Source organism: Microbacterium commune (genome assembly GCF_014836945.1).
Taxonomy (GTDB): domain Bacteria; phylum Actinomycetota; class Actinomycetes; order Actinomycetales; family Microbacteriaceae; genus Microbacterium; species Microbacterium commune.
Genome location: NZ_JACSPX010000001.1, coordinates 1,708,075 through 1,732,111, shown reverse-complemented (window position 1 = coordinate 1,732,111; position 24,037 = coordinate 1,708,075). Strand labels below are relative to the sequence as shown.

Annotated in this window: 26 protein-coding genes and 1 tRNA gene; 10 read left to right on the top strand and 17 right to left on the bottom strand. The window is 70.7% G+C overall.

The annotated features are described in order from the left end of the window. The first annotated feature begins 33 nt into the window (after positions 1-33). From H9633_RS07960 to H9633_RS07945, 4 genes are all read left to right on the top strand, one after another. Positions 34-1,521, top strand: a complete 1,488-nt coding sequence (locus tag H9633_RS07960) for an aminopeptidase P family protein (protein ID WP_225211064.1) — start codon at positions 34-36, stop codon at positions 1,519-1,521. A 54-nt stretch (positions 1,522-1,575) separates the two neighbouring features. Then, positions 1,576-2,481: a dihydrodipicolinate synthase family protein gene (locus H9633_RS07955; protein WP_071641672.1), complete on the top strand. Its 906-nt coding sequence runs from the start codon at positions 1,576-1,578 to the stop codon at positions 2,479-2,481. A 117-nt stretch (positions 2,482-2,598) separates the two neighbouring features. Further along, positions 2,599-3,276, top strand: a complete 678-nt coding sequence (locus tag H9633_RS07950; RefSeq protein WP_191712721.1) for a GntR family transcriptional regulator — start codon at positions 2,599-2,601, stop codon at positions 3,274-3,276. 93 nt (positions 3,277-3,369) lie between these two features. Then, positions 3,370-3,810: a hypothetical protein gene (locus tag H9633_RS07945; RefSeq protein WP_191712720.1), complete on the top strand. Its 441-nt coding sequence runs from the start codon at positions 3,370-3,372 to the stop codon at positions 3,808-3,810. Between the two features lie 79 nt (positions 3,811-3,889). Here the strand turns inward: H9633_RS07945 and H9633_RS07940 are convergent. Next, positions 3,890-3,980: transfer RNA gene (locus tag H9633_RS07940), tRNA-Ser, on the bottom strand. Positions 3,981-4,087: 107 nt separating this feature from the next. Between H9633_RS07940 and H9633_RS07935 the strand changes: the two genes are divergently transcribed. The 3 genes from H9633_RS07935 to H9633_RS07925 are packed head-to-tail and all read left to right on the top strand — an operon-like array spanning position 4,088 to position 7,255. Continuing rightward, positions 4,088-5,017, top strand: a complete 930-nt coding sequence (locus H9633_RS07935) for an ornithine cyclodeaminase family protein (protein ID WP_191712719.1) — start codon at positions 4,088-4,090, stop codon at positions 5,015-5,017. 41 nt (positions 5,018-5,058) lie between these two features. Continuing rightward, positions 5,059-6,042, top strand: a complete 984-nt coding sequence (locus H9633_RS07930; RefSeq protein ID WP_191712718.1) for a proline racemase family protein — start codon at positions 5,059-5,061, stop codon at positions 6,040-6,042. A gap of 25 nt (positions 6,043-6,067) precedes the next feature. Next, positions 6,068-7,255 (top strand): metal-dependent hydrolase family protein, encoded by a 1,188-nt coding sequence (locus H9633_RS07925; protein WP_191712717.1) that lies wholly within the window; start codon positions 6,068-6,070, stop codon positions 7,253-7,255. Between the two features lie 130 nt (positions 7,256-7,385). Here H9633_RS07925 and H9633_RS07920 read toward each other — a convergent pair whose 3' ends face one another. From H9633_RS07920 to H9633_RS07870, 11 genes are all read right to left on the bottom strand, one after another. After that, complete coding sequence (locus tag H9633_RS07920; RefSeq protein ID WP_191712716.1) at positions 7,386-8,858, bottom strand: aldehyde dehydrogenase (NADP(+)); 1,473 nt, start codon at positions 8,856-8,858, stop codon at positions 7,386-7,388. Between the two features lie 46 nt (positions 8,859-8,904). Then, positions 8,905-9,906: a proline racemase family protein gene (locus H9633_RS07915; RefSeq protein ID WP_191712715.1), complete on the bottom strand. Its 1,002-nt coding sequence runs from the start codon at positions 9,904-9,906 to the stop codon at positions 8,905-8,907. Then, entirely contained in the window at positions 9,906-11,285 is a 1,380-nt protein-coding gene (locus H9633_RS07910) for an FAD-dependent oxidoreductase (RefSeq protein ID WP_191712714.1), read from the bottom strand. The genes H9633_RS07915 and H9633_RS07910 overlap by 1 nt, the downstream gene beginning before the upstream one ends. Further along, positions 11,282-11,527 carry a (2Fe-2S)-binding protein gene (locus tag H9633_RS07905; protein ID WP_191712713.1) on the bottom strand — a complete coding sequence of 82 codons (246 nt, stop codon included), beginning with the start codon at positions 11,525-11,527 and terminating at the stop codon, positions 11,282-11,284. The genes H9633_RS07910 and H9633_RS07905 overlap by 4 nt, the downstream gene beginning before the upstream one ends. A 31-nt stretch (positions 11,528-11,558) precedes the next feature. Beyond that, on the bottom strand, positions 11,559-12,719 hold the full coding sequence (locus tag H9633_RS07900; RefSeq protein WP_191712712.1) for an NAD(P)/FAD-dependent oxidoreductase: 1,161 nt from the start codon (positions 12,717-12,719) through the stop codon (positions 11,559-11,561). Positions 12,720-12,772: 53 nt separating this feature from the next. After that, positions 12,773-13,483, bottom strand: coding sequence for an ABC transporter ATP-binding protein (locus H9633_RS07895; protein ID WP_191712711.1), 711 nt, complete (start codon positions 13,481-13,483; stop codon positions 12,773-12,775). After that, positions 13,480-14,400 carry an ABC transporter ATP-binding protein gene (locus H9633_RS07890; protein ID WP_191712710.1) on the bottom strand — a complete coding sequence of 307 codons (921 nt, stop codon included), beginning with the start codon at positions 14,398-14,400 and terminating at the stop codon, positions 13,480-13,482. The genes H9633_RS07895 and H9633_RS07890 overlap by 4 nt, the downstream gene beginning before the upstream one ends. After that, the gene (locus H9633_RS07885) at positions 14,397-15,551 is read right to left on the bottom strand and encodes a branched-chain amino acid ABC transporter permease (RefSeq protein ID WP_191712709.1); all 1,155 of its coding nucleotides are present in this window, start codon (positions 15,549-15,551) and stop codon (positions 14,397-14,399) included. Before H9633_RS07885 ends, H9633_RS07890 begins: the two co-directional genes overlap by 4 nt. Before the next feature lies 1 nt (position 15,552). Next, positions 15,553-16,440, bottom strand: coding sequence for a branched-chain amino acid ABC transporter permease (locus tag H9633_RS07880; RefSeq protein ID WP_191712981.1), 888 nt, complete (start codon positions 16,438-16,440; stop codon positions 15,553-15,555). 115 nt (positions 16,441-16,555) lie between these two features. Next, positions 16,556-17,740: a branched-chain amino acid ABC transporter substrate-binding protein gene (locus H9633_RS07875; RefSeq protein WP_191712708.1), complete on the bottom strand. Its 1,185-nt coding sequence runs from the start codon at positions 17,738-17,740 to the stop codon at positions 16,556-16,558. A gap of 124 nt (positions 17,741-17,864) precedes the next feature. Beyond that, a complete protein-coding gene (locus tag H9633_RS07870) occupies positions 17,865-18,548 on the bottom strand; it encodes a GntR family transcriptional regulator (RefSeq protein WP_225211063.1) in 684 nt (227 codons plus the stop codon). 123 nt (positions 18,549-18,671) lie between these two features. Here H9633_RS07870 and H9633_RS07865 point away from each other — a divergent pair, with 123 nt between their 5' ends. Next, positions 18,672-19,448, top strand: a complete 777-nt coding sequence (locus H9633_RS07865; RefSeq protein ID WP_191712707.1) for a hypothetical protein — start codon at positions 18,672-18,674, stop codon at positions 19,446-19,448. Positions 19,449-19,484: 36 nt separating this feature from the next. Here H9633_RS07865 and H9633_RS07860 read toward each other — a convergent pair whose 3' ends face one another. Then, positions 19,485-20,099: a helix-turn-helix transcriptional regulator gene (locus H9633_RS07860; protein WP_191712706.1), complete on the bottom strand. Its 615-nt coding sequence runs from the start codon at positions 20,097-20,099 to the stop codon at positions 19,485-19,487. 98 nt (positions 20,100-20,197) lie between these two features. Here H9633_RS07860 and H9633_RS07855 point away from each other — a divergent pair, with 98 nt between their 5' ends. Both H9633_RS07855 and H9633_RS07850 read left to right on the top strand, forming a co-directional pair. Next, complete coding sequence (locus tag H9633_RS07855) at positions 20,198-20,671, top strand: MogA/MoaB family molybdenum cofactor biosynthesis protein (protein WP_071641707.1); 474 nt, start codon at positions 20,198-20,200, stop codon at positions 20,669-20,671. After that, the gene (locus H9633_RS07850; protein WP_191712979.1) at positions 20,668-21,096 is read left to right on the top strand and encodes a molybdenum cofactor biosynthesis protein MoaE; all 429 of its coding nucleotides are present in this window, start codon (positions 20,668-20,670) and stop codon (positions 21,094-21,096) included. The genes H9633_RS07855 and H9633_RS07850 overlap by 4 nt, the downstream gene beginning before the upstream one ends. An 83-nt stretch (positions 21,097-21,179) precedes the next feature. Here the strand turns inward: H9633_RS07850 and H9633_RS07845 are convergent, their stop codons facing one another. The 4 genes from H9633_RS07845 to H9633_RS07830 are packed head-to-tail and all read right to left on the bottom strand — an operon-like array spanning position 21,180 to position 24,028. Further along, a complete protein-coding gene (locus H9633_RS07845; protein WP_191712705.1) occupies positions 21,180-21,428 on the bottom strand; it encodes a MoaD/ThiS family protein in 249 nt (82 codons plus the stop codon). Between the two features lies 1 nt (position 21,429). Further along, entirely contained in the window at positions 21,430-22,332 is a 903-nt protein-coding gene (locus H9633_RS07840) for an NTP transferase domain-containing protein (RefSeq protein WP_191712704.1), read from the bottom strand. Beyond that, positions 22,329-22,802: a cyclic pyranopterin monophosphate synthase MoaC gene (gene moaC / locus H9633_RS07835; protein ID WP_071641715.1), complete on the bottom strand. Its 474-nt coding sequence runs from the start codon at positions 22,800-22,802 to the stop codon at positions 22,329-22,331. Before moaC ends, H9633_RS07840 begins: the two co-directional genes overlap by 4 nt. Then, positions 22,802-24,028, bottom strand: coding sequence for a molybdopterin molybdotransferase MoeA (locus H9633_RS07830; RefSeq protein WP_191712703.1), 1,227 nt, complete (start codon positions 24,026-24,028; stop codon positions 22,802-22,804). Before H9633_RS07830 ends, moaC begins: the two co-directional genes overlap by 1 nt. Positions 24,029-24,037 lie beyond the last annotated feature (9 nt).

The window sequence follows — 24,037 nt, the reverse complement described above, 5'->3', positions numbered from 1 at the left end:
CTGTTCCCCGCCCGACGACCCTCTGGAGACAGCATGAGCAATCACCACCACCAGCCCACCGGCTACGGCGCCGAGGTGCACGTCGTCGACTGGGAGAGCGGCATCCCGAACGCCCGCTCCGACTCGCAGGATCCACGGATGCCGTCACTCGCGGCCGCCTCGGGTTTCACCGACTGGATGAGAACCGGTTGGGGTGATGCCGACCGCACGCCGCGGGTGGAGCCCGGCGCCGCGCAGGCGGCCGCCCGTCACCGCGAGCGCCTCTCGACCGCCCTTCCGGGTCGCACCCTCGTCGTCGCCGCGGGGCGCGCACACGCGCGACTGAACGACTTCTTCTTCGACTTCCGCGCACACAGCGACTTCCTCTGGCTGGTGGGCTTCGGTGTGGAGGACGGGGTGCTCGTGCTCACCCCCCGTGCCGGAGGACATGACGCGACGCTGTACATCATCCCGCCCGCGCGTCCCGGCGCCGCCGCCTTCCATGCCGACCCCACCCACGGCGAGCTCTGGGTCGGTCCGCTCGCCGGCACCGCTGAGCTGGCCGACGCCCTGGACGTGCGCGTACGCGAACTGGACGAGCTCGCTGTGCCCGACGACGCGCTCATCGCGGGCAGTGCGGTCGTGGGCGCCGTGCCCGGTCGGCAGCTGGGCGCCCGGGCACGCTCAGCCGAGCTCGCCCAGACGCTCTCCGCGCTGCGAATGCAGAAGGACGCGTGGGAGCTCGCCGAGCTGCGCGCGGCCGTGCAGCACACCGTCGAGGGATTCGCCCAGGTGCGCCGAGAGATCCCCCACGCCGTGCAGCACGGCGGCGAGCGCTGGCTGCAGGGGACCTTCGACCGGCACGCCCGCACGGTCGGCCAGGCACCCGGGTACGCGAGCATCGTCGGCTCGGGAGCGAATGCGCCCATCCTGCACTGGGTGCGCGCCGACAGCCCGGTCGATCCCGAAGCGCTGCTGCTGCTGGACATGGGAGTGGAGAACCGCAGTGGATACACCGCCGATGTGACGCGAACGCTCCCGGCGAGCGGACGCTTCACCACGGCGCAGCGCGAGGTGCACGACCTGGTCGAGCGCTCGCACCGCGCCGGCCTCGCCGCGGTAGCACCCGGTCGCGACTGGCGGGACTTCCACATCGCGTGCATGGAGGTGCTCGCACAGGGTCTCTCCGACTGGGGGCTGCTGCCGGTCTCGGTCGACGAAGCGCTCGCGGCGAATGGTCAGCACCACCGCCGCTACATCGTGTGCGGCGTCGGACACCACCTCGGACTCGACGTGCACGACTGCGGGGCGTCATCGTACGCGCAGTACTTCGAGGCGAGCATGCAGCCGGGCATGGCGCTCACGGTCGAGCCGGGTCTGTACTTCCACGCGTGGGATGAGACCGTGCCGCCGGAGCTGCGGGGTATCGGCGTGCGCATCGAGGACGACGTCGTCGTGACCGACAGCGGGATCGAGGTGCTCAGCGACGCGCTGCCGATCGATTCCGCAGGGTTGGAGCACTGGATGGCCTCCGTACTGTAATATGTTACATATGACCAACGGCTTCAGCGCCGCGAAAGCTGGAAAGGAACAAAGATGTCTCAGAAGGCTCCCTGGCATGGCGTGATCGTCGCATCCGCCCTGCCGTTCAAGGACGACCTCTCGGTCGACTACGACCGTTTCGCCGATCACGTGCGCTTCCTCGCCGAGAACGGTTGCGACGGGATTGCGCCGAACGGCTCGCTGGGTGAATACCAGAACCTCAGCGAGCAGGAGCGCGCGAAGGTGATCGAGGTCGCCGTTGACGCCGCCCCCGAGGGCTTCTCGGTGATGGCGGGCGTCGGCGCCTACGGTGCGCTGCAGTCGGCGCACTGGGCCGAGCAGGCCGCGAAGGCCGGCGCGGACTGCGTCATGCTGCTGCCTCCGAACACGTATCGGGCGAACCGTGAGCAGGTGAAGCACCACTACGCCACCGTCGCAGCGGTGGGCCTGCCCATCGTGGGCTACAACAACCCCATCGACACCAAGGTCGACCTCGTGCCCGACCTGATCGCCGAGATCCACGAGGCCGGCCACATGGTGGGCGTGAAGGAGTTCACCGGCGACCCCCGGCGCATCTACGAGATCAAGGAGCTCGCTCCCGACATCGACATCCTGATCGGCACCGACGACAGCGTTCTCGAGGTCGGCATCGCGGGAGCCGTCGGCTGGGTGGCCGGCTACCCCAACGCCATCCCGCAGGCCACCGTCGAGCTGTTCCGCCTGTCGACCTCGGGAGACGTGCGCGACCTCGAGCGCGCCAAGGTGATCTACCGCGACCTGCACAAGCTGCTGCGCTGGGACACCAAGACGGAGTTCGTCGAGTCCATCAAGCTCTCGATGGACGTGCTCGGCCTGTACGGCGGCCCCTGCCGCCCGCCGCGCCTGCCCCTTCCGAAGGACGTCGCCGACCGCATCGTCGCCGACACCGAAGAAGCCGCCGCCAAGGGCTACGGCAAGTGATCCACGCCGTGGATGCGCGGGCGGCGTGCTGTCGCCGCGCATCCACGGCATCCGATAGTTTCGTAGGCAGTGCCATGCCGCATGGCACTGCCTACGCTTCTTGATCGGTGGTCGTTCATGACACTCCCCTCCGTCGTCACTCCCCTGCAGCCGGTGATGAATCTGCGTGAGCGCGTGGAGGTGGCGCTCGAGGCGGCGATCCGCGCCGGAGAGATGGCCCCCGGCGAGCTCTTCTCGGCGCCCGCGCTCGCCGCCCGATTCAACGTCTCGGCCACGCCGGTGCGCGAAGCGATGCTGAACCTCGAGAAGCTCGGCTTCGTCGAGGCGGTGCGCAACAAGGGATTCCGCGTCACCGAAGTGCGCGATGACGAGGTGGCGAACATCGTCGCGGTGCGGCGACTGCTCGAGCCGCCGGTGATGCGCGAGCTCGCGGGACAGATCCCGGCGGATGCCATCGAGAAGCTGCGCGCGACGGCGGATGCCATCGTCGAGGGCGCCTCCAGCGGCGACCTCACCACGTACCTCGAAGCCGATCGCGCCTTCCACGAGGCCATCAACGTGCATAGCGGCAACCCGCGCCTGGCCGCGCTCATCTCGCAGCTGCGCAAGGAGACCCGCCTGCCGGGCCTTGCCGGCCTGCTGGCGACCGAGCAGCTGTCGCGCTCGGCAGCCGAGCACCACGAGCTGCTGGACCTGCTCGCGGCAGGCGAGGGCGAGCGCGCGGAGCGCCTCATGCACCAGCACATCGGCCACGTGATCGGCTGGTGGGCGGGACGGCCCGAAGCAGGCAGCTGACGCCGCTCGCCGCGTGGCGGATCATCCGTGCGACGTACGCGGATACCTCGCACGCACGACGCGGCGCGGATCCGCTGCGGCGAGGCTAGAAGCATGAACGCACGCACAGTCCTCGCCACTTCCGCTTTGATCGCCGCAGCGGGGTTCTCCCTGACCGGATGCGCGGTGTACGAGGAGCTCGTCCACCAGCAGTCCACGCACACCTTCGACGACCTCGCCGCGTTCCGTGCGGAGGCCGAGGTCGACGCGCCGTGGCTCCCCGCGGATGCCACCGACATCACCGTGCGCACCTCGACGTCGGAGAAGTCCGATGACGTGGTCATCCTGCTCACCGGTGAATCCCCTCTCGCCGGCGACTGCGCGGATGTGGAGCGACGCTCGGCACCGGTGTGGACTCTCGACGACGCACCGGACCCTTACGCGGCGAAAACGGTCTTCGCCTGCGGCGACTGGAGCGTGATCCCCGCAGAGGACGGCTGGTTCGGCTGGACGCCGAACTCCGACGCGGAGCGCGCGGACGCGCGGGGGAAGTGACCGGTCGGCGAAACGCGCACCGTCTGGTCGCACGCCGCTGTCGGATACGGGAAAACCCCCGATTTCTCGGGGGTTTTCATGGCGGTGACGGTGGGATTTGAACCCACGGTAGGGGGTTACCCTACACAACTTTTCGAGAGTTGCACCTTCGGCCGCTCGGACACGTCACCGTCGTCCAGCTTACGACATCCCTCCCCCGCTTCGCCAATCGAGACGAGCACCAGCGAACGCGGTGATAGCGCGTGACATATTACTGTTTTGATCCTAGATTGGGAGCATGCCCGACGTCATCGCCGATCTCGCCCTGGTCAACGCGCAGCTGCTCGCCGAGCGGGTGAGCATGTCCGCCGCCATCGCGGCCGTTCAGAGCACGCTGCGAGACGGTTTCGACCCCGAGCACGACCTCACGCGTCAGATCCTCGACGTCCCCAACGGACAGCTGCTGCTCATGCCCGCTGCCGCGGGCGGCGCCGTGGGGCAGAAGTTCGCCACGGTCGCACCGGGCAACCCGGCGCGCGGTCTCGAACGCATCCAGGGCGTCTACATCCTCGTCGACGGCCAGACCCTCGCCCCTACTGCCATCCTCGACGGCACCGCGCTGACGAGCCTGCGCACCCCCGCGGTCTCCGCTGCCTGCGCGGACGTGCTCGCCGACCAGAGCGCCGGCGATCTCGTCGTCATCGGCACCGGTCCGCAGTCGGTCCGTCACGTCGAGGCGTTCGCGGCGATTCGCCCGCTGCGCTCGGTGCGCATCATCGGGCGGGATGCCGGACGCACGGCATCCGCCGTCGAGGTCTCCCGCTGCTACGCGCCCGACGCCGACATGCGCGCAGGCACCTTCGACGACATCGCGGCCGCCGACCTCATCGTCTGCGCGACCACGGCATCCGCTCCCCTGTTCCCCTCCGAATCGGTGCGCGACGACGCGACGATCGTCGCGATCGGCTCGCACGAGCCCGACCGCACCGAACTCGACCCCGCGCTCGTCGGCCGATCGCAGGTCGTGGTGGAGAGCCGCCGGGTCGCGGCATCTGAAGCCGGTGACGTGATCGTCGCGGTCGAGGCCGGGATGCTGCGCCTCGAGGACGTCGTGACCATGCACGAGCTGTTCACCGGCGCGACCCCCGCCGCGACCGACCGCCCGCGGATCGTCAAGACCTGCGGCATGGGTTGGCAGGATCTCGCCGTCGCCCGACTGGCCGTCTGAGCGCCGGACCGCGGAACCACCCGAGCATCGAAGGAGAACGCATGCAGTGGAGCACCGAGGACTGGCACACCGCGGGCGAGCCGTTCCGCATCGTCGAGGGCGCGCCCACGCACGGCGACACGGTCGCCGAGCGCCGCGTCGAGGCGATCAGCGGTGAAGCGGACGCCATCCGGCGGTTCCTCTGCCTCGAGCCGCGCGGCCACGACGACATGTACGGCGGGTTCATCACCCCTCCCGACGACGCCGGCGCGGACTTCGGCGTGCTGTTCTGGCACAAGGACGGGTTCTCGACGGCGTGCGGGCACGGCACGATCGCCCTCGGCGCCTGGGCGGTGCGCACCGGCCGAGTCCCGTCCGACCCCGACGGCGAGACGGCGGTGACGATCGACGTTCCCAGCGGACGCGTGCAGGCGCTGGTGCGCCAGAGCGCAGGGCGCATCGACGAGATCGTCTTCCGCAACGTCGAATCCCGGGTGCTCGCCCGCGGCATCCCGCTGCGCACCTCACGCGGCGACGTCGAGGTAGACCTCGTCTTCGGCGGCGCGGTCTACGCGACGCTGCCCGCCTCGGCCGTCGGGCTCGAGGTCACCCCGCAGCACACCACCGATCTCATCGCGATCGGCCGCGAGATCAAGTGGGCGCTCAACGAGCATCCGGCCGCGCAGCTCGAGGACGACCGTCTTTCGGGGGTCTACGGCACCATCCTGTTCGACGATCTCGGGCGCACCGACGCGGGTCCCCACCAGCGCAACGTGACCGTGTTCGCCGACGGCGAGGTCGACCGCAGCCCGTGCGGCTCGGGCACTGCGGCGCGAGTGGCGCTGCTCGCGGCGAGCGGAGCGCTGGCCGATGACGAGACGCTCACCCACGACTCGATCATCGGCACCCGCTTCCTCGCGCGCGTCGCCGAGCGCACGACAGAGGGGGTCATCCCCGAAGTCCGCGGCATGGCGCACCGGGTCGGCACCTGCACGTTCGAACTCGACGAGAACGACCCCGTCGCCGACGGCTTCAGCCTGCGCTGACCGAGAGAACCGAGGAGACATGAGCATGTCCGCACCCGCAGCACCCCTGACGATCTCCGGCGCCCAGGTCTGGGACGGCGAGCGCTTCGAGCGCCGCGACCTGCACATCGCCGAGGGCAGGGTGTGCGAGCACCCGCATCCCCGCGCCCAGACGCTCGACGCGGCTGACCTCTGGGTCGTCCCCGGACTCATCGATGCGCACTTCCACGCCTACGCCACGAGCATGGACGGCTTCGAGAACGAGCGGGGCCCGCTCAGCTATGCCGCACTCAACGGCGCGCGCCGGCTCGCGCGGGCGCTGCAGCGGGGCTTCACCACGGTGCGCGACGTCGCGGGCGGCGACATCGGGCTCGCTCAGGCGATCGATGCCGGACTGTTCCCGTCTCCGCGGTACCACTTCACCGGCCCCGCCCTCAGTCAGACCGGCGGGCACGGCGATCCGCGCGCCGCGCACGTGGACGTGTGCTTCTCGCACGGGCACATGTGCGAGGTCGTCGACGGCGTCGACGACCTGCGCGTCGCCGTACGCGAGCGGCTGCGCACCGGCGCGCACGCGATCAAGGTGATGGCCTCTGGCGGGGTGTTCTCGCTGACCGACCCGATCCGGATCCCGCAGTACTCGCCCGAAGAGCTGCGCGCCGTTGTCGAGGAGGCGACCCGCCGGGGCAGCTACGTCGCCGCGCACGCGTACTCGTCGGAGGCCGTGCAGCATGCCGTGCGCGCCGGCATCCGCTCGATCGAGCACGGCAACCTCATCGATGAGGCGACTGCCGTGATGATGGCCGAGGCGGGCGCTTTCCTCGTGCCCACCCTGGCCGCGTACGACGCGATGGACCGCCGCGGCGCCGAGATCGGGCTGAACGCCGTCTCCCTCGCGAAGAACGCCGAGGTGCTCACGAAGGGGCAGGATGCCGTACGGCTCGCCCACGCCGCCGGCGTGCGGGTCGGCTTCGGCAGCGACCTGATGGGTGACCTGGAAGACGACCAGCTCGCCGGGGTGCGTCTGCAGGTCGAGGCCAGCGGCGCCGCGCGGACCCTGCAGTCGATGACCGTCGTGAACGCCGAGCTGATCGGGGATGCCGCGCTGGGACACCTGCGACCGGGCGCGTACGGGGACGCCGTGCTGCTGGCATCCGACCCGCTCGCCGACCTCTCGACGCTGTGGCGCGAGGACGCACGCCTCGGCGTCATCCGCTCCGGCGTCCGCGTCTGACCACGCAGCCGACGACAGCCACGGTTCAGCGACACCCCCACCAAGGCCGAGACCCCCGCGTGCGCCTGCGCACACGTGGGGGTCTCGGCGTAAGGCGGGTCTCAGCTGACAGGCGAGACCCGCCGGCGGGTCAGCGGGCGAACGATCCCCACTCGTGCGAGCGACCGGCCTCGCTGCGCTGCTGCGGCACGTTCCACGGGTTGTCGTCGCGCAGCGGCGCGGGCAGCAGCTCCTGCGGGGCGCCCTGGTAGGCCACGCCGCGCAGGAAGCGGGTGATCGCGGCGGTGCCGACGCTCGTGGCATCCGTCGTGGTCGCCGGGTACGGGCCGCCGTGCTGCATCGCCGGAGTGACCGAGACGCCGGTGGGCCAGCCGCCGAACAGCACGCGTCCGCTGGTCTGCGCGAGCGCGTCGACGAGCGGGGCGAGGGATCCGTCGGCGAGCTCGTCCGGGCGGGCGTGCACGGTCGAGGTGAGGTTGCCGGGGAACAGCTCGACGTGCAGCTGCGGCAGCGCATCACGGTCGCGGTACTGCACGATCACCGAGAGCGGCCCGAACGACTCCTCGAGCAGCGCGTCGCGGTTGCCCATCAGGGTGTCGACGTCGACGGTCACCACGGTCGGGGTCGCGTAGGCCTGCCCCGCGTCGTCCGTGCGCACCTCGCCCCGTGCCAGCACGGTGACCCCGTCGGCGCCCAGCACGTCGTCGCGGCGCTGCGAGAAGGCGCGTCCGATGCCGGGGTTGAGCAGCCGGTGCTCGTCGACGGAGCCCGCGGCATCGGTCACCGCGCTGAGGTCGGCCCCCTCCGGCACGAACAAGAACCCGGGCTTGGTGCACAGCTGGCCGGCCGAGCCCGACACCGAGGTGACGAATGCCTCGAGCAGCTCGGAGTCGGCGTACGTCGCATAGACCGGGTTCACGCTGCCCAGCTCGCCGAAGAACGGGATCGGCACGGGTCGGGATGCCGCGATGTCGGCCAGCATCCGGCCGACGTGCGTCGAACCGGTGAACGCCCCGGCACGGATGCGCTCGTCTTTCAGCAGGGCGACGCCGTTCTCCTGCCCGCTGATCAGCTGGAAGGTCCCCTCGGGCATCCCCGCGCCCTCGAGGGCCGCGGCGACGATCTCGGCGGTGCGCCGCGACAGCTCCGGATGCCCGGAATGCGCCTTCACCACCACGGGGCATCCCGCCGCGAGTCCGGCGGCCGAGTCGCCGCCCGCGACCGAGAACGCGAACGGGAAGTTCGAGGCGGCGAAGTTGAGCACGGGGCCGACCGGCTCGAGCATCCGGCGCAGATCCGGGCGCGGACCGATGACGTACTCGGGGTCGGCGGCGTCGATGCGCACGTCGAGGTATCCGCCTTCGACGATCGTGTCGGCGAACAGCCGCAGCTGCCAGGCGGTACGCCGCAGTTCACCGGCCAGCCGCGCCTCGGTGAGGCCGGTCTCGCGCATCGCGATCTCGATGAGTTCGGGCGCTGCGGCCTCGAGCGCCTCGGCGACCGCGACCAGGGCCGCACCGCGCTCGCGGGGGCTGGTGCGGGCGAACGGGCGGGCGGCGGCGGCCGCGGCGGCGGCGACGGCGTCGATGGGGTTCTCTGTCACTGTGCTCTCCTCGTTTCGATGTCTGTCTGCGGTGTCCGCGCTGCGGTCAGAACACGAACCCCTCGGGGAACGGGTCGTCGGGATCGAGCAGGTACTGCCCGAGTCCGGTCACCCATGCGCGTCCGGTGATGGTGGGCACCACCGCGGGGCGGTCTCCCACGCGCGTCTCGGCCACCAGCGTGCCGGTGAACTCGGTGCCGATGAACGACTCGTTCACGAACGGCACGTTCAGGTCGAGCTCGCCTCTCGCGTGCAGCTCGGCCATGCGGGCGCTGGTGCCGGTGCCACAGGGTGAGCGGTCGAACCAGCCCGGGTGAATCGCCATCGCATGGCGGGATCGCACGGCATCCGAGCCGGGGGCGATGAACTCGACGTGGTGCACGTGGTCGGCGCCGCGCAGCACCGGATGCACGGGCGGGGCCTGGGTGTTGATGGCATCCATGATCGCGAGTCCAGCCGCGAGGATGTCGTCCTGCCGGGCGCGGTCGAAGGGCAGCGCCATCTGCTCGAGGTCGACGAGCGCGTAGTAGTTGCCGCCGAACGCGACCGAGTAGCTGATCTCGCCGATGCCCGGCACGTCGATGCGCTCGTCGAGGCGGTCGACGAAGCTCGGCACGTTCTCGATCGTGACGTCGACGGCCCGGCCGTCCTCCACGCGCACCCGCGCGATGACCAGGCCGGCGGGGACGTCGAGGCGGATCTCGGTGACCGGCTCGGTGACCTCGACCATGCCCGTCTCGACAAGCACCGTCGCCGCCCCGATGGTGCCGTGGCCGCACATCGGCAGGAACCCGGATGCCTCGATGAACACGATGCCCCAGTCGGCGTCGTCCCGCGCCGGCGGCTGCAGCAGCACACCGGACATGGCGGCGTGACCGCGCGGCTCATTCATGAGGAAGCCGCGCAGCCCGTCGAGGTGCTCCATCGCGTACAGGCGGCGGTCGTTCATCGTCGCGCCGGGGATGCGTCCCACCCCGCCGGTGACGACGCGTGTCGGCATCCCCTCGGTGTGCGAGTCCACGGCCTGGATCGTTCGACGCGCGCGCATCAGATACCTCCTGTGATTGTGGTCGTCGTGTCGGCGAGCGCGGCGAGCTCGCCGATCCGCACCGACGACAGCACGGGACGTCGATCGATGTCGAAGCGCGTCCCCAGCACATCCTCCACGCTGCGACCGCAGGTGCGGCCCTGGCAGGCGCCCAGTCCGGCGCGGGTGGACAGGCGCATGGCGCGCGACGAGGCGGACGAATACTCGTCGATCCGCGCCTTGGGCACACTCTCGCAGCGACAGATGATCGTGTCGTCCTCGAGCCATGTCGGCCACCCCCGGCCGATGCGGTGCACGTCCAGGCGCGCGGCGAACGCGCGCATCCGTCGCCGGGCGGCCAGCGGAGCCCTCCAGCGGCGGTCCGTTTCAGGCACTCCCGCGGCGGCCAGACCGGCGATCTCGCCCTCGGCGAGCGCGGCATCTGCACCGCCGATCCCGGTGATCTCACCCGCGGCGTAGACGCCGGCGACGCTGGTGCCCTGGTCGTCGCCGACGCGCACGAAGCGGTCGGCGCCGATCTCACAGCCGAACTGGATCGCCGCCTCGAGCCGCGGGGTGAATCCGTGTCCGAGGGCGACCGAGTCGCACTCGACGGTCCGCTCGGTCCCCGCGATCGGATGCCAGTCCGCGTCGATCCGCTGCACGGTGACAGCCTCCACCGCGGCGCCCCCATGGATGCGGGTGACCGCGCTGCCGAAGCGGTACGGCGTGCGGTGCCGCGCCAGCGAGACAAGATACGAGCCGAGCTCTCCGGCCTTGGCGGTGGCGGCGGTGAGCTCCCATGCACGAGCGCCCCAGCCGCGCAGCATCCGGCCGGTCGAGGTCGCCTCGACGACCTCGGCGACCTGCCCGCCCATCAGTGCCACGCTCTGCGCGACCGGCAGCAGGAACGGACCGGCGCCGGCGACCACGGTGCGCACGCCGGGTGCGAGCCCGTCGCGCTTGGCCAGCGCCTGTGCGGCGCCGGCGGAGGTGACGCCGGGAAGCGTCCACCCCGGCACGGGCAGGACGCGATCGTGCGCGCCGGTGGCGACGATGACCGCATCAGCCTCGATGGTCTCCGCGCGTCGGTCCGCCGCGTCGGCGGGGCCGATCAGCACGTGCGCGCGCAGCGGCGGGCCCGCCTCGACGCGCCACACGCTCGCCGACGAGATCACCCGAACATCGCGCAGGCGATCACGCAGATCGGTGAAGCGACGGCGTTGGTGCTGGAGGCGCTGGTCGGTGAGGGTGGGATGATGACGCCAGAACTGGCCGCCCACGCGCTCGCCCTCGTCGACGATCACCACGTCGGCGCCGGCATCCGCGGCGGCGGCCGCTGCTGCCAGACCGGCAGGACCGGCACCGATGACCATCACCCGGGGTGCGCTGGCATTCATGCGCGAATCTCCCTCTCGATCACGTCGCCGTCGCAGGCGGTGCGCTGACAGGCGCGGACGCCCTCGACGCCGTTGACGGTGAGCACGCAGTCCTGGCAGACGCCGATGCCGCAGAAGATGCCGCGTTCGCCGCCCTCGGCGGTGCGCCAGGTGCGGTGCCCGTGCGCAAGCAGCACGCCTGCGATGCTCTGGCCGTCGCGTCCTTCGAGCGTTTCGCCGTCGAGTTCGATGCGGATGCTCATGCCGCGACCCTCCCGCACCGCACTCGGGCGCTCACGCGGCTGCTCCCTGCAGGGTGAGCCGCGAGGGCAGGAAGGGCGTCGGGTCCAAGGGCGCCGGGACGCCGAGCACGGCGTGCGCGATGAGCGCCCCGGTCGTGGGCGCCAGGCCGATGCCGGCGCCCTCGTGACCGGCCGCGTGGAACAGTCCCTGCACGCGTGCGTCGGCACCGATTGCGGGCAGGTGGTCGGGTGCGTACGGGCGGAAGCCGAAGTAGGTGCGCAGCAGCATGGTGTCGCGCAGGAAGGGGAACAGCCGGCTCGCCTTCGCGGCGATCTCGGCGAGCGGCGCGAGCAGGCCGTCCTCCGAGAATCCGACGCGCTCGCGGCTCGAGCCGATCAGCACCGTGCCGGCGGGGGTGGATTCGACCACGGTCGACGTCTGCAGCGCGGCATCCGCAGACCCGACGGCGCCCACATAGTCGGCGTCGTACACCTTGTGGAACACACGCTGTGTCATCGCGGTGGTCACCAGGATCGTGCCGCGACGCGGGCGGATGTCGAGGGCGGCGCCGAACAGCGTGGCGATCTCACCGGCCCACGGACCCGCGCAGTTCACCACGGCATCCGCATCGATGCGGCCGGTCGAGGTGCGCACACCCCGCACCCGCCCGGCCTCGACGACGGCCCCGGTGACCTCGGTGATCTGCAGTTGCGCCCCGAGGTGACGGGCGCGGGCGAGCATCGCCTGGGTGGCCAGGCTCGGCTGCACCTGGGCGTCGTCGGGGTAGTGCACGCCGACGGCGATCTCGGGGGCGAGGTGCGGCTCGGCGGCGCGCAGCGCCGCGGCATCGAGCACGTCGGCCCGGATGCCCACCTCGCGCTGCGCCGCAGCGAAGGCCTTCAGCGCCTGGGCGCCCTCGGCGAAGGCGACGACGATCCCGCCCTTCGCCTCGAACTCGGTGGCCGGCTGCCCGGGCACGCGCTCCGCGTCGAGACGGGCCGCGAGCTCGCGCCACGCGCGGTTCGCCTCGACGGCCATGACCGCTTCGGCTCCCGGCTGCTTGTCGGAGACGAGGATGTTGCCCTCGCAGCGACTCGAAGTCTCACCGGCTACCCCGGTGCGGTCGAGCACCGTCACCTCGGCGCCGGCCTCGGTCAGGCTCAGCGCGCAGGCGGCGCCAACCGCGCCGGCTCCGATCACGATGATCCGCATCGATCACACCTCCTCGACCAGCTTAGTGCAATGTCACATGCTCACAATGCTTATCAGCCCCCGAGATAGGCGTCGATCACCCGGGCGTCCGCCGCAAGTTCCGCGGCCGGACCCGACAGGGTGGTCTGCCCGCTCTCGACGACGTACGCGCGGTCGGCGATCTTCAGCGCCGCGCGGGCGTTCTGCTCGACCAGCAGCACCGTGGTGCCCTGGGCGTTCACCGCCTGGATCGTCTCCATGACCTGCTTGACCACCAGCGGGGCGAGTCCCATCGACGGCTCGTCGAGCAGCAGCAGCTTGGGTCCGCCGATGATCGCGCGTCCGATCGCGACCATCTGCTGCTCGCCGCCCGAGAGCGTGCCGCCCTGCTGGCGGCGCCGCTCGGCGAGGCGCGGCATCAGCGCGTACACCTGATCGACGCGCTGGGCGATGAGCTTCGCGTCGCGCACGGTGTACCCGCCCAGCAGCAGGTTCTCGTGCACGGTCATCGTCGAGAAGATGCGCCGGCCTTCCGGCACGTGGATGAGCCCGGCTGCGACGATGTCCCACGGCTTCGCGGTGGCGAGGTCCATGTCACCCCAGCGCACCGTGCCCGACTTCGGGCGCACGAGCCCGGAGAGCATGTTCATCGTCGTCGACTTGCCGGCGCCGTTGTTGCCGAGCAGGCACACGATCTCGCCGTCCTGAACCTCGAAGCTCAGGCCGCGCAGGGCGTGCACACGACCGTAGTAGACGTCGGCCTCGTCGACCTTCAGCGTGCTCACGACCGCTTTCCCTTCCGGGTCCGGCCGGGGGTGTCGAGCGACGACAGGTTCACCGTGCCGGTCTGCAGCTTCGTCTCGTCGAGCGCCTCGTCCTCGACGCCGAGGTAGGCCTCGATTACCACGGGATCGTGCTTGATCTGCTCGGGTGTGCCCACCGCGATCTCCTTGCCGTAGTTGAGCACCACGATGCGCTCGGCCAGCTCCATGATCAGGCCCATGTCGTGCTCGATGAGCACGACGGCGATGCCGAGGTCGCGGATGCGGCGGATGAGCTGCATCAGCCCCTGCTTCTCGTTGAAGTTCAGCCCGGCTGCCGGCTCGTCCAGCAGCAGCAGCTTCGGCCCGGTGGCGAGCGCGCGGGCGATCTCGACGCGGCGCTGCTCGCCGTAGGGCAGCTGGGTGACGTAGAGGTTCTCGTCGCCGGTGAAGCCGACGAAGTCGAGCCATCCGCGCGCCTGCTCGGCGCACTCCTGCTCGGCGCGCCGGTACCCGGGGGTGTGCAGCAGGGTCGCCCAGAACCCCTCGCGCAGGTTGGCGTGCATCGCCGTCTTGATGTTGTCGAGCACGCTGAGCTCGCGGAACAGGCGCAGGTTCTGGAACGTGCGCGCCATGCCCCACTTCGTCACGCGCGAGGGCAGCACGCGGTAGAAGCCGAAGCTCTGCAGCAGGTCGACCAGGCGCAGGGTGCGGAAGATCCCGGGCGCTTCGCGCACGATGTCGTTGCCGTCGAAGACCACGGATCCGGATGTGGGCAGGTAGAACGCCGAGATGCAGTTGAACGCACTGGTCTTGCCGGCGCCGTTGGGCCCGATCACCGCGAGGATCTCCCCCGCCTCGACCGAGAAGCTCAGCCCGTCGACGGCCTTCACGCCGCCGAACTGCAGGCGCAGGTCCTTGACCTCCAGCAGCGCGCTCATCGGCTCTCCTCGCCTTCCACGGTCTCGAGGTCCTCGTTGGCGGTCGGCGGCACCGCCATGAACCCTGCGGTCGCCGGCGGCACCGGCCTGCGCTTCTTCAACCAGGGCAGCACCGCGGTCGCCGGCCACAGCCCGGAGGGGCGGAACAGCATGACCACCACCAGCAGCACACCGAAGATGAGGAAGCGCCATTCCGCGAAGTCGCGCAGCAGCTCGGGGGCGAGCGAGACGAACAGCGCGCCGATGATCACACCGGGCGTCGAGCCCATGCCGCCGAGCACGACGGCCATGAGGATGAGCGCCGAGTACAGGAACATGAAGCTGTTCGGGCTGATCGCCGATAGGTGCGTCGCCATGAGCTGCCCGGCGAGACCGGCCCAGACCGCGCCGATGATGTACGCCATGATCTTCGCGATGTAGGTGTTGATGCCCATCGCCTCAGCGGCATCCTCATCGTCGCGCACGGCCTTCCACGCCCTGCCCAGCCGCCCGCGGGCGAGGCGCCCGGCACCGATCACGCCCACGAGCACGACCACGGCGGCCACGAAGTAGTAGAACACCACGCGCTGCGGGAACTCCAGTCCGAACAGGGTGAAGCCGTCGGCGAAGCTCCAGTCGCCGAAGTGCCAGGTGGGGATGCCGTGGATGCCCGAGGGCCCGCCGGTGATGTCGAGGTTGTTCGCCGTGATGCGGATGATCTCGCCGAAGCCGAGCGTGACGATGGCGAGGTAGTCGCTGCGCAGGCGCAGGGTGGGCGCGCCGATGATGATGCCGGCGATGATGCACGCCAGAACCGTGGCCGGCAGGGCCGCCCACATCGGCCAGCCGAGCACCGTCGTGAAGATGCCGGAGGTGTAGGCGCCGACGGCGAAGAAGGCGATGTAGCCCAGGTCGAGCAGTCCGGCATAGCCGACGACGACGTTGAGCCCCATGCACAGCATGATGTAGATCAGCGCGCTCGTCGCGATCGACATCGTGTACCGCGACGCGTCGAGGAACGGCAGCACGAGCAGCAGCACGACGCTGATCGTGCCGAGCGCGCGCAGGAAGCCGGTGTTGGACGAGAGGATGCCGGCCGGCGTAGCCGGGCGGTCGAACAGCGGCGACGGGGCGCGCAGTGCGGCGTCGTCTCTGAATGCGGAGCGGGACATGTCACATCCTCTCGACGACGCGGGCGCCGAGCAGCCCGGTCGGTTTGAAGGTGAGGAAAAGGATGAGGAAGGCGAACGAGAAGACGTCGCGCCATTCGCCGCCGAACCAGGCCGAGCCGAACGACTCGAGCAGCCCGAGCAGCAGGCCGCCGAGCATGGCGCCGTAGAGGTTGCCGATGCCGCCGATGACGGCCGCGGTGAACGCCTTCAGGCCGATGATGAACCCCATCAAGAAGTCGATGGAGCCGTAGTAGGCGCCGGCCATCACGCCCGCCGCCCCGGCGAGTGCCGAGCCGATGAAGAAGACCGTGGCGATCACGCGGTTGACGTTGATGCCCATCAGCTGCGCACCCTGCGGGTCGAGGGCGATCGCGCGCATCGCGCGTCCCTGCCGGGTGCGCTCGACGATGTGCGCGAGCACGAGCATCAGCGCCGCCGCGATCACCACGAGCACGATCTGCGCGGCCGTGATCCGCATGCCCGCGAACTCGAAGCCCGAGGACTCCAGCCGCACCGGGAAGGCCTCGGGGTTGGGGCCGAAGATCTGGCGCACGGCGTACTCGAGTGTGAACGAGACGCCGATGGCCGTGATCAGCACGGCCAGGCGCGGGCTCTTGCGCAGCGGACGGTAGGCGATGCGCTCGATGCCGACGCCGATGAGACCGGTGGTCACCATCGACAGCAGCATGATGACCAGCAGCAGCGGGATGGACGACTCGTTCGAGATCCCGAATGCCGACATGGTCGCGAAGCCGGCGAATGCGCCGAGCATGTAGATATCGCCGTGCGCGAAGTTCAGCAGCTTGATGATCCCGTAGACCATGCTGTAGCCGAGCGCGACGAGGGCGTAGAACGAGCCGACGATGAGGCCGTTCCAGATGAGTTGCATCACTGCGGATGTCCTTGCTCGTCAGGGGCGGAAGGAAGCGTCCCGGTCGGATGCCGGGTGGGAGCGGGTCGGTGCCGCCGAGCGGGGCGGCTCGCACCGCCCCGCTCTGCCGATCTCATCCCTGGAGATCGTCCTCGAGCACGAAGCTGCCGCTCGCGGGATCGATGCCCACGATCACGAAGCCGCCGCCCGAGAGGGTGTGATCCTTGGTGAACGTCAACGGGCCCGCGAAGGTCTTGAAGTCCTTCAGCCCCTCGAGCGCCGCGACGACCTTGTCGAAGTCAGTGCTGTCGGCTTCGTCGATCGCCTCGGCGACCACGCGCACGGCATCGTACGACTGGGTGGAGTACGGGCCGGGCTTGCCCCCGGCCAGCTTCTCGTAGTCGGCGATCCACTTGTCAGCACCCTGGATCATGTCGGGAGTCTGGGTGAAGGTGCCGACCACGTTCTCGGTGTAGCCCTTGCCGGCGATCTCGGCGAACTTCGCGTCGACCGAGCCGTCGCCCACCAGGAACGCGCCCTCATAGCCGGCGTCGGTGGCCTGGCGGACGATCAGGCCGCCCTCCTGGTAGTACCCGGTCCAGTAGACGAGGTCGGGCTTCGCCGAGGCGAGCTGAGTGGCCACGGCCGAGTAGTCGTTCTCGCCCGGGGTGACGGTCGCCTCGAACGAGACGGTGAGGCCGGCATCCTTCGCCTGCTGCACGAACGAACTGGCGAGGTCGGTGGAGTACGCCGTTGCATCGTCGATCGCCGCGACGGTCTTCGCGCCGATCTTCTCGGCGTACGTCACCGCGGCCTTGGCCTGCTGGGTGCCGGTGCCGTTGATGAGGAATACGCCGGGCAGCTGCTGCTTGACGAGCTCGTTCGAGTTGGCTGCCGGGATGACCATGGGGATGCCGGCCTCGTCGAAGATCGGCAGCGTGGGAAGGGTGGCTCCCGAGCAGTAGCCGCCGACCGAGGCGACCACGCCGTTGGTGACGAGCTTGTTCGCGGCCGCGACCGAGGCAGTGGCGTCGCAGGCGTCGTCCTCCACCACCAGTTCGAGCTTCCGGTCGTCGATGCCGCCGTCGGCGTTGATCTCGTCGATCGCGAGCTGCGCGCCGTTCTTCATGTAATCCCCGAAAGCGGATTCGCTGCCCGAGAACGGCGCCAGCATCCCGAGCTTGATGGGCCCGTCGGAGTCACCGCCCCCGTCGTCGCCGGCGCCGAGGCCGCCCGAGCAGCCGGCGGTGATGATGATCGCGCCTAGGGCGGCGACGAGGGACAGCGTGCGTCGCAGACGCGGATTGCGGGTGTTCATGTGATGGTCCTCCTGGATGCCTCATTGCATGTGCCATCGGATAGTACGTGACACATTACTGCTGAGGTGGCCAGAAGGGAATCTCCGAGATCAATCTGTGACCGGCGACGCGTGGAACAGTCGATCAGCGCTCGTCGCGTCCGCTCCACACGCCTCCGACGTGACCGATATGCCGGCGCATGAGCGCCTCCGCTCCCTCGCCGTCGCCGGCGACCAGCAGATCGACCAGCTGCGCATGTTCGAGGGCGGTGGGCACGAGCGCGTCGGTCTCCACCAGATGCGCCAGCCCCACCAGGCGCGTCTGCTGACGAAGTTCTCGCACCACGTCGAGCAGTGTGCGGTTGCCCGCCTGCGCGAGGACTCGCAGGTGGAATGCGGTGTCCGCGGCCAGGAACTCCGCGAACAGCCCCGCTCGGCCCGCCTCGACGATGCGGTCGGCCAGCGCACGCAGCTCAGCGACCACGCCGTCGTCGAGTGTGCCTGCGATGCGACGCATGGGCGGCGCCTCGAGCAGCATCCGCACCTCGCACAGCTCGTTGAGCTCATCCTGAGAGACCTCGGTCACCGCGAATCCGCGGTTGCGGATGGGATTGAGGAAACCGCGGCGCGTGAGATTGAGCATCGCCTCGCGAACCGGAGTGGCGCTGACCCCGAAGTCAGTCGCCAGACGTGGCACGGTCAGCACATGTCCCGGCGGGATCTCCCCGGCGACGATGCGCGCCGACAGCTGGTTCTCGATCTGTTCGCGCAGGCTCTCGGTGGGAGCGAGGGGGGCGGCGAAGTCGCTCAGAGCATCCTGCAGCATCATGGCGACACACTACCCGCACCCGAATCGGCTGCGACGGCGCTGCTGCCCGGCCGTCCCCGAGTCGCCGGATGACCGTTCGCAATAGGATCGATCTGAGAGCGGATGCCGGAACGGAGACGCGCGATGGGATACCTCACCTCCCCTGCCCTGAGCGAGACGGGCTACGTCGTGCTCGACCGCCACGATCAGTCGGCCGATCCCGCCGAGTGGCGCGACCTCGAGTACGTCGGCTGGCGCTCGTCCGGCATCACCCGCTTCGCACCACTCGCCAGCCATGCCGGTGACATCGAGTGCAACGGATTCTGGAACCACACCCCGCCGCGCGCCGACAAGGACGGCGTATGGATCCCGTCTCAGGTCGCCAAGGCGCCGACCCTTCAGGCGCGGGCGCTGGAGCCCGGTGCGAACGTCGGTCGCTGCCGGGTGATCGAACTGCAGCCGAACACGTATGCCGACGCGATCTACAACCTGCACCAGGATGACAACAACCGGCTCAACACCGAGGGCACCGGGTGGGTCGTACGTGCGTGGCTCAACCTCACCGACGACCCCGATTCGCTGCTGATCCTGCGCTCGGACCGTTTCGACCCCTCGACCGAGATCCGCCTCCCGCTGTACGCCGGCTCCCGCATCGTCGTCGACACGCAGCGCTTCTGGCACGCCGTGTGGCATCAGGGCCCCGAGCCGCGCTACTCGCTGATCTGCTCGTGGACGTCGGGCCCCGAGCTCGACGCGTACCTGACCGCAGGCAACGCCGACCCGCATCCGGCATCCGTCCCGCTTCCGGCGGCCCTCGTCGCCGAGGCGCAGGCGGAGATGCACCGGCGCATCGAAGAGCGCCGTCAGGCGTTCGAGGCGCACGGGATCGTGATGGAGCCGACCGAGTCGCTGTACAGCTGACCGAGCACGTCGGGCGCACAGACGCCGGAGACCGGATCAGGCGGTGAGCCGAAGCTGAACCGTGCACTCCTCCGGCCGCCGCGCGACCTGCACGCACTCCGCTGCGACCGGTCCGCCGGCCTGCGTCAGCACACCCTGCATGAGCCCGAGGTGCACCTGGCACAGCATCGGGCGGTGCTCGGGCGAGCTCGCAGCGTGGGGGCACGGCGTGAGATCGACCGTCATGCGACCCTCGTCGACGATCGGCTCGAAGCCGCTCTCCTCGAGATGCTCGACCAGCGCGTCCAGCTGGTAGGTCGCCTCGCGGCCCAGCTCGGAGTCCGGCTCCGACAGGATGCGTCGCATCAGGTCGCCGCGGCGGGCAGCCTCCGCGACCTTGTCGCGCGCGATCGGGCTCGACGCCTCGGGGGCCCCGGTCGCCGCGCTGTACAGGGTGCGCGGGCGCCCGCGCGTGGTGCGGTGCTCGGCGGCCTGGATGACGTAGCCGCCCTCGATCAGCCGCTGCAGGTGCTCGCGCACGGTGTTCGCGTGCAGACCGGTCGCCTCGCACAGCTCGTCGATCGTCCGCTCGGCTCGCGTCTGCACGAGATGCAGGATGCGCACGCGCGAGTAGCTGGAGATGGGCCCGTACGAGACCGCAGTGGTGGTCATGCTCCCATGCTCCCAGAGCCGGCACGCGGGCGGGTGATCGAGGGCCGTGAATAATCCCGAACCACCCGCAGACGGGTGGCGCGGATAGTGTGGAGGCCATGATCCCCGCCGCCGTGCTCACCGTCTCCGACCGCTCGGCGGCCGGGGTGCGAGCCGACTCCGCTGGTCCGGTCGCCGTGCGCGCGCTGCGCGACGCGGGGTTCGCCTGCGCGGACGCGACCGTGATCCCCGACGGGGCGGATGCCGTCGAGCATGCCCTGCGAGAGCTTCTCGATGCGGGCATCCGGCTCATCATCACCAGCGGCGGCACGGGCGTCGGCCCGCGCGACGAGACGCCGGAGGGCACCACCCGCGTGATCGACCGGCATCTGCCGGGGATCGCCGAGGAGCTGCGCCGCGCCGGCCTAGCGGCCACCCCCGCATCGATGCTGACCCGCGGCCTCGCCGGGGTCGTCGGCGACGCACTGATCGTCAACCTGCCCGGCTCGCCGAAGGCCGTCGCCGAGGGCATGCCCGTCGTGCTCTCGGTCGCCGGGCACGTGCTCAGCCAACTCCACGGAGAGGACCACTGATGACCGTCCGCCTCGCGCGCATCTCAGATCAGCCGCTGTCACTCGACGAGCACATCACCGCCGTCGACAGCACCACAGCCGGTGCCGTCACGACCTTCGTGGGCCGGGTGCGCGATCACGATCCGGATGCCGCGGACGCCGTCGTCGCGCTGGAGTACACCTCCCACCCGGATGCCGAGCCGACGCTGCACCGCATCGCCGAGGTCGCCGCTGAGGGGACGGATGCCGTCGTCGCCGTCAGCCATCGGGTAGGGCGACTCGATGTGGGCGAGGCGGCCGTCGTCATCGCGGTGGCGTCATCGCACCGCGATGAGGCGTTCACCGTGTGCCGCGAGGTGATCGAGGCGATCAAGCGCGAGCTGCCGGTGTGGAAGCGACAGGTCGAGGCCGACGGCACGACCGCGTGGAAGGGCATCGGCGGCTGACCGCGAACGCGGCCTCACCCGTCGGCACACCTGCCGGCTCGCCCTCGACTCGCCGGGGCACACCCCCGGCCTCGCCCGCCGGCTCACCCGCCGGCGAACGGCGGGAGCACGTCGATGGTTCGCGCGTCGGCGAGCGCGAAATCGTCGTCGACGCGGGCGCCGTCGACGAGCACCGCGCAGCGCGACAGGATGCCGGTGAGCGCCGGATGCTCGGCGAGCAGCCGCTGCTTGAGCACGCCCAGGGTCGGGGCATCCGTCGTCAGCGAATCCTGACCGACCGCCTCCTGCGCCGCGGCGAAGAAGCGCACCGTGGCGCTCTGCGTCGTCGTCATCTCAGGACTCCTTCCAGTCGCCGGCCAGCTCGACCACCGCGGCGACGGCCTCACGAACCTGTTCCGGCGTGCCGCCGGCACGACCCGCGACCAGCCCGGCGACGAAGGCGCTGAACGGGGCGGCGGGCCGTGCGACGCCATTGGCGACGTCGCGTGCGAGGTCGAGGATGAGACCGATCGGCACGTCTTCGGCATCGAGGTCGAACCGCTCGCGCAGGGCGAGCGCCCACTCGTCGAGCGCCTCGGGGGGCAGGGTGCGGGATGATTCGCTCACGGTCTCCTCCTCGAATGCCGCGCGCATGCGCGCCAGGTCCGCCGGGGTGTCGATGTCGGCGGTGATCCCATCTTCGTCTGCCAGCCACGTTATATCGAGACGGCCGAGCAGGGCGCGGCACGACGAGTCGGCGAGCTCGCCGGTCGCCGCGCGGATCGAGGCGCGCAGGGCGTGAGTGCGGTACACGCCGGCCAGCCATTGCGGATGCCCGTCGGCGGTGAGCACGACCGCATCGGCATGCGGTGGGGCCGAGCTCGCCGCGCTCGTCAGACGCGTCACGACCCGGTCGGCGTGCGGCAAGTCGCCGGCGAGCACGAGCATCCATTCCGCGCCGCCGTCGTCGTCGCTGCCGCCGTCGCCTGCTCGATGCTCGAGGGCGGCCACCGCCGCGGCGATGGCCGCGGCCGGGCCCGAGAACGGCGGATCCTCGCGCACCCACCGCAGCCGCGGGTCAGGATCCAGCTCGGGGCCGACCGCCAGGATCGGCGCGCATCCGGCATCCGTCACCGCGGCCAGCGCCCGAGACAGCAGCGTCCGACCGCCCACCTCCAGCAGCGGCTTGACCCCGCCTCCCATCCGGGTGGCGCGTCCGCCGACGAGCAGGATCGCGCCGACGGTCGACGCGATCATTCGCCGGGCCGACGCCACGATCCGCTGCGACCGCCCTCCTTCGCGGTGATGCGCAGGTGCTCGATCGATGCGGACTTGTCGACGCCTTTGATCATGTCGATCACCGACAGCGCGGCGACCGAGACGGCGGTGAGCGCCTCCATCTCGACGCCGGTGCGGTCGGCGGTGCGCACGGTCGCCTCGATGGCGACGCCCTCGTCTTCGATGTCGAGGTCGACCACCGCGCCGTGCACGCCGATGACGTGCGCGAGGGGCAGCAGCTCGGGGGTGCGCTTGGCCGCCTGAATGCCGGCGATGCGCGACACGGCCAGCACGTCGCCCTTGGGCACCGAGCCGTCGCGCAGCAGGGCGACCGTCTCGGGCGCGCAGCGCACGAACCCGCGGGCAGTGGCGGCGCGGACGGTCGGCTGCTTCTCGGTGACGTCGACCATGCGGGCGTGGCCGGCGGAATCCAGGTGGGTGAAGGTCATCACAGCTCCATGACTTCGATGAGGTCGCCGACGGAGACCTGCTCCGTCTCGGCGGGGACGATCGCATAGGCCTCGGCCGCGCCGAGCCCCACGCTGAGGTGCGAACCCGACCCGCCGGCGGTCGCCGGGCGCACGACCGGGCGGGCCGGGTCGGTGCGGTCGATCACGGCGGGAAGGTACTGTCGGCGCGCGGGCGGGGTGCGCCAGTCGACGCCGGCGGCCAGGTGCTTGCGGGGCCGGTGGATGGCGCTGCGCGCCTGCATGCGCAGCAGGGCGGGGCGCACGAAGACCTCGAACGACACTGCGGCGCTGACGGGGTTGCCGGGAAGGCCGAACATCAGCATCCCGTCGGCGGCGGCGCCGAAACCCTGCGGCTTGCCGGGCTGCATGGCGATCTTCGTGAACTCCATGGCGTCGCCGAGGCTCTGTCTGACGACCTCGTAGGCCCCGGCGCTGACGCCGCCGGAGAAGATGATCGCGTCGGCGCCGAGCCGTCTCGCCTCGGCGACAGCGTCGGCGGGCCCGTCGCCCTCGTCGTCGACGACGCGGCGCAGCACGATCGCGGCGCCGGCCTCTGCGGCGAGCCCGGCGAGCAGGATGCCGTTGGACTCGGGGATCTGTCCGCGCTGCAGCGGCGTGCCAGGTGCGACGAGCTCGGAGCCGGTCGACACGATCGCGACCCGGGGTCGGGGGGCGACCTCGACGTGCGAGGTGCCAGCGGATGCCAGAGCCGCCAGCTGCCACGGACCGAGCAGGGTTCCCGCGCCGAGCACGACCGCACCGGCGCTGATATCGGCACCGGCGCGACGGATGTGCGCGTTCTGCGCCCTGGGCGCGCGCTGCACGACCGCCGTCTGGAGCGAGTCGGCGAGGCCCCCGGCGGTGTCTTCGAACGGCACGATCGCGTCGGCGTCGGTCGGCGTCGGCGAGCCGGTCATGATCCGCGCGGCCTCTCCGGGCGCGATCGCCGGGTCGATCGCGCTGCCGGCGGGGATGTCGGCGACGACGCGCAGCGTGACCGGATGTTGGGGCGTCGCGTCCGCGACATCCGCCCAGCGCACGGCGAAGCCGTCCATGGCGGAGTTGTCGAAGACGGGCACGGCGGAGGCCGCGTGCGCGTCGGATGCCAGGGTCAGACCGTGCGCGTCATCGAGCGGCACGGTGATGGGCGGGCGCTGCCGCACCTGTGCGAGCACGATCTCGAGCTGCTCTTCGACGGTTCTCATGCGTGGTCC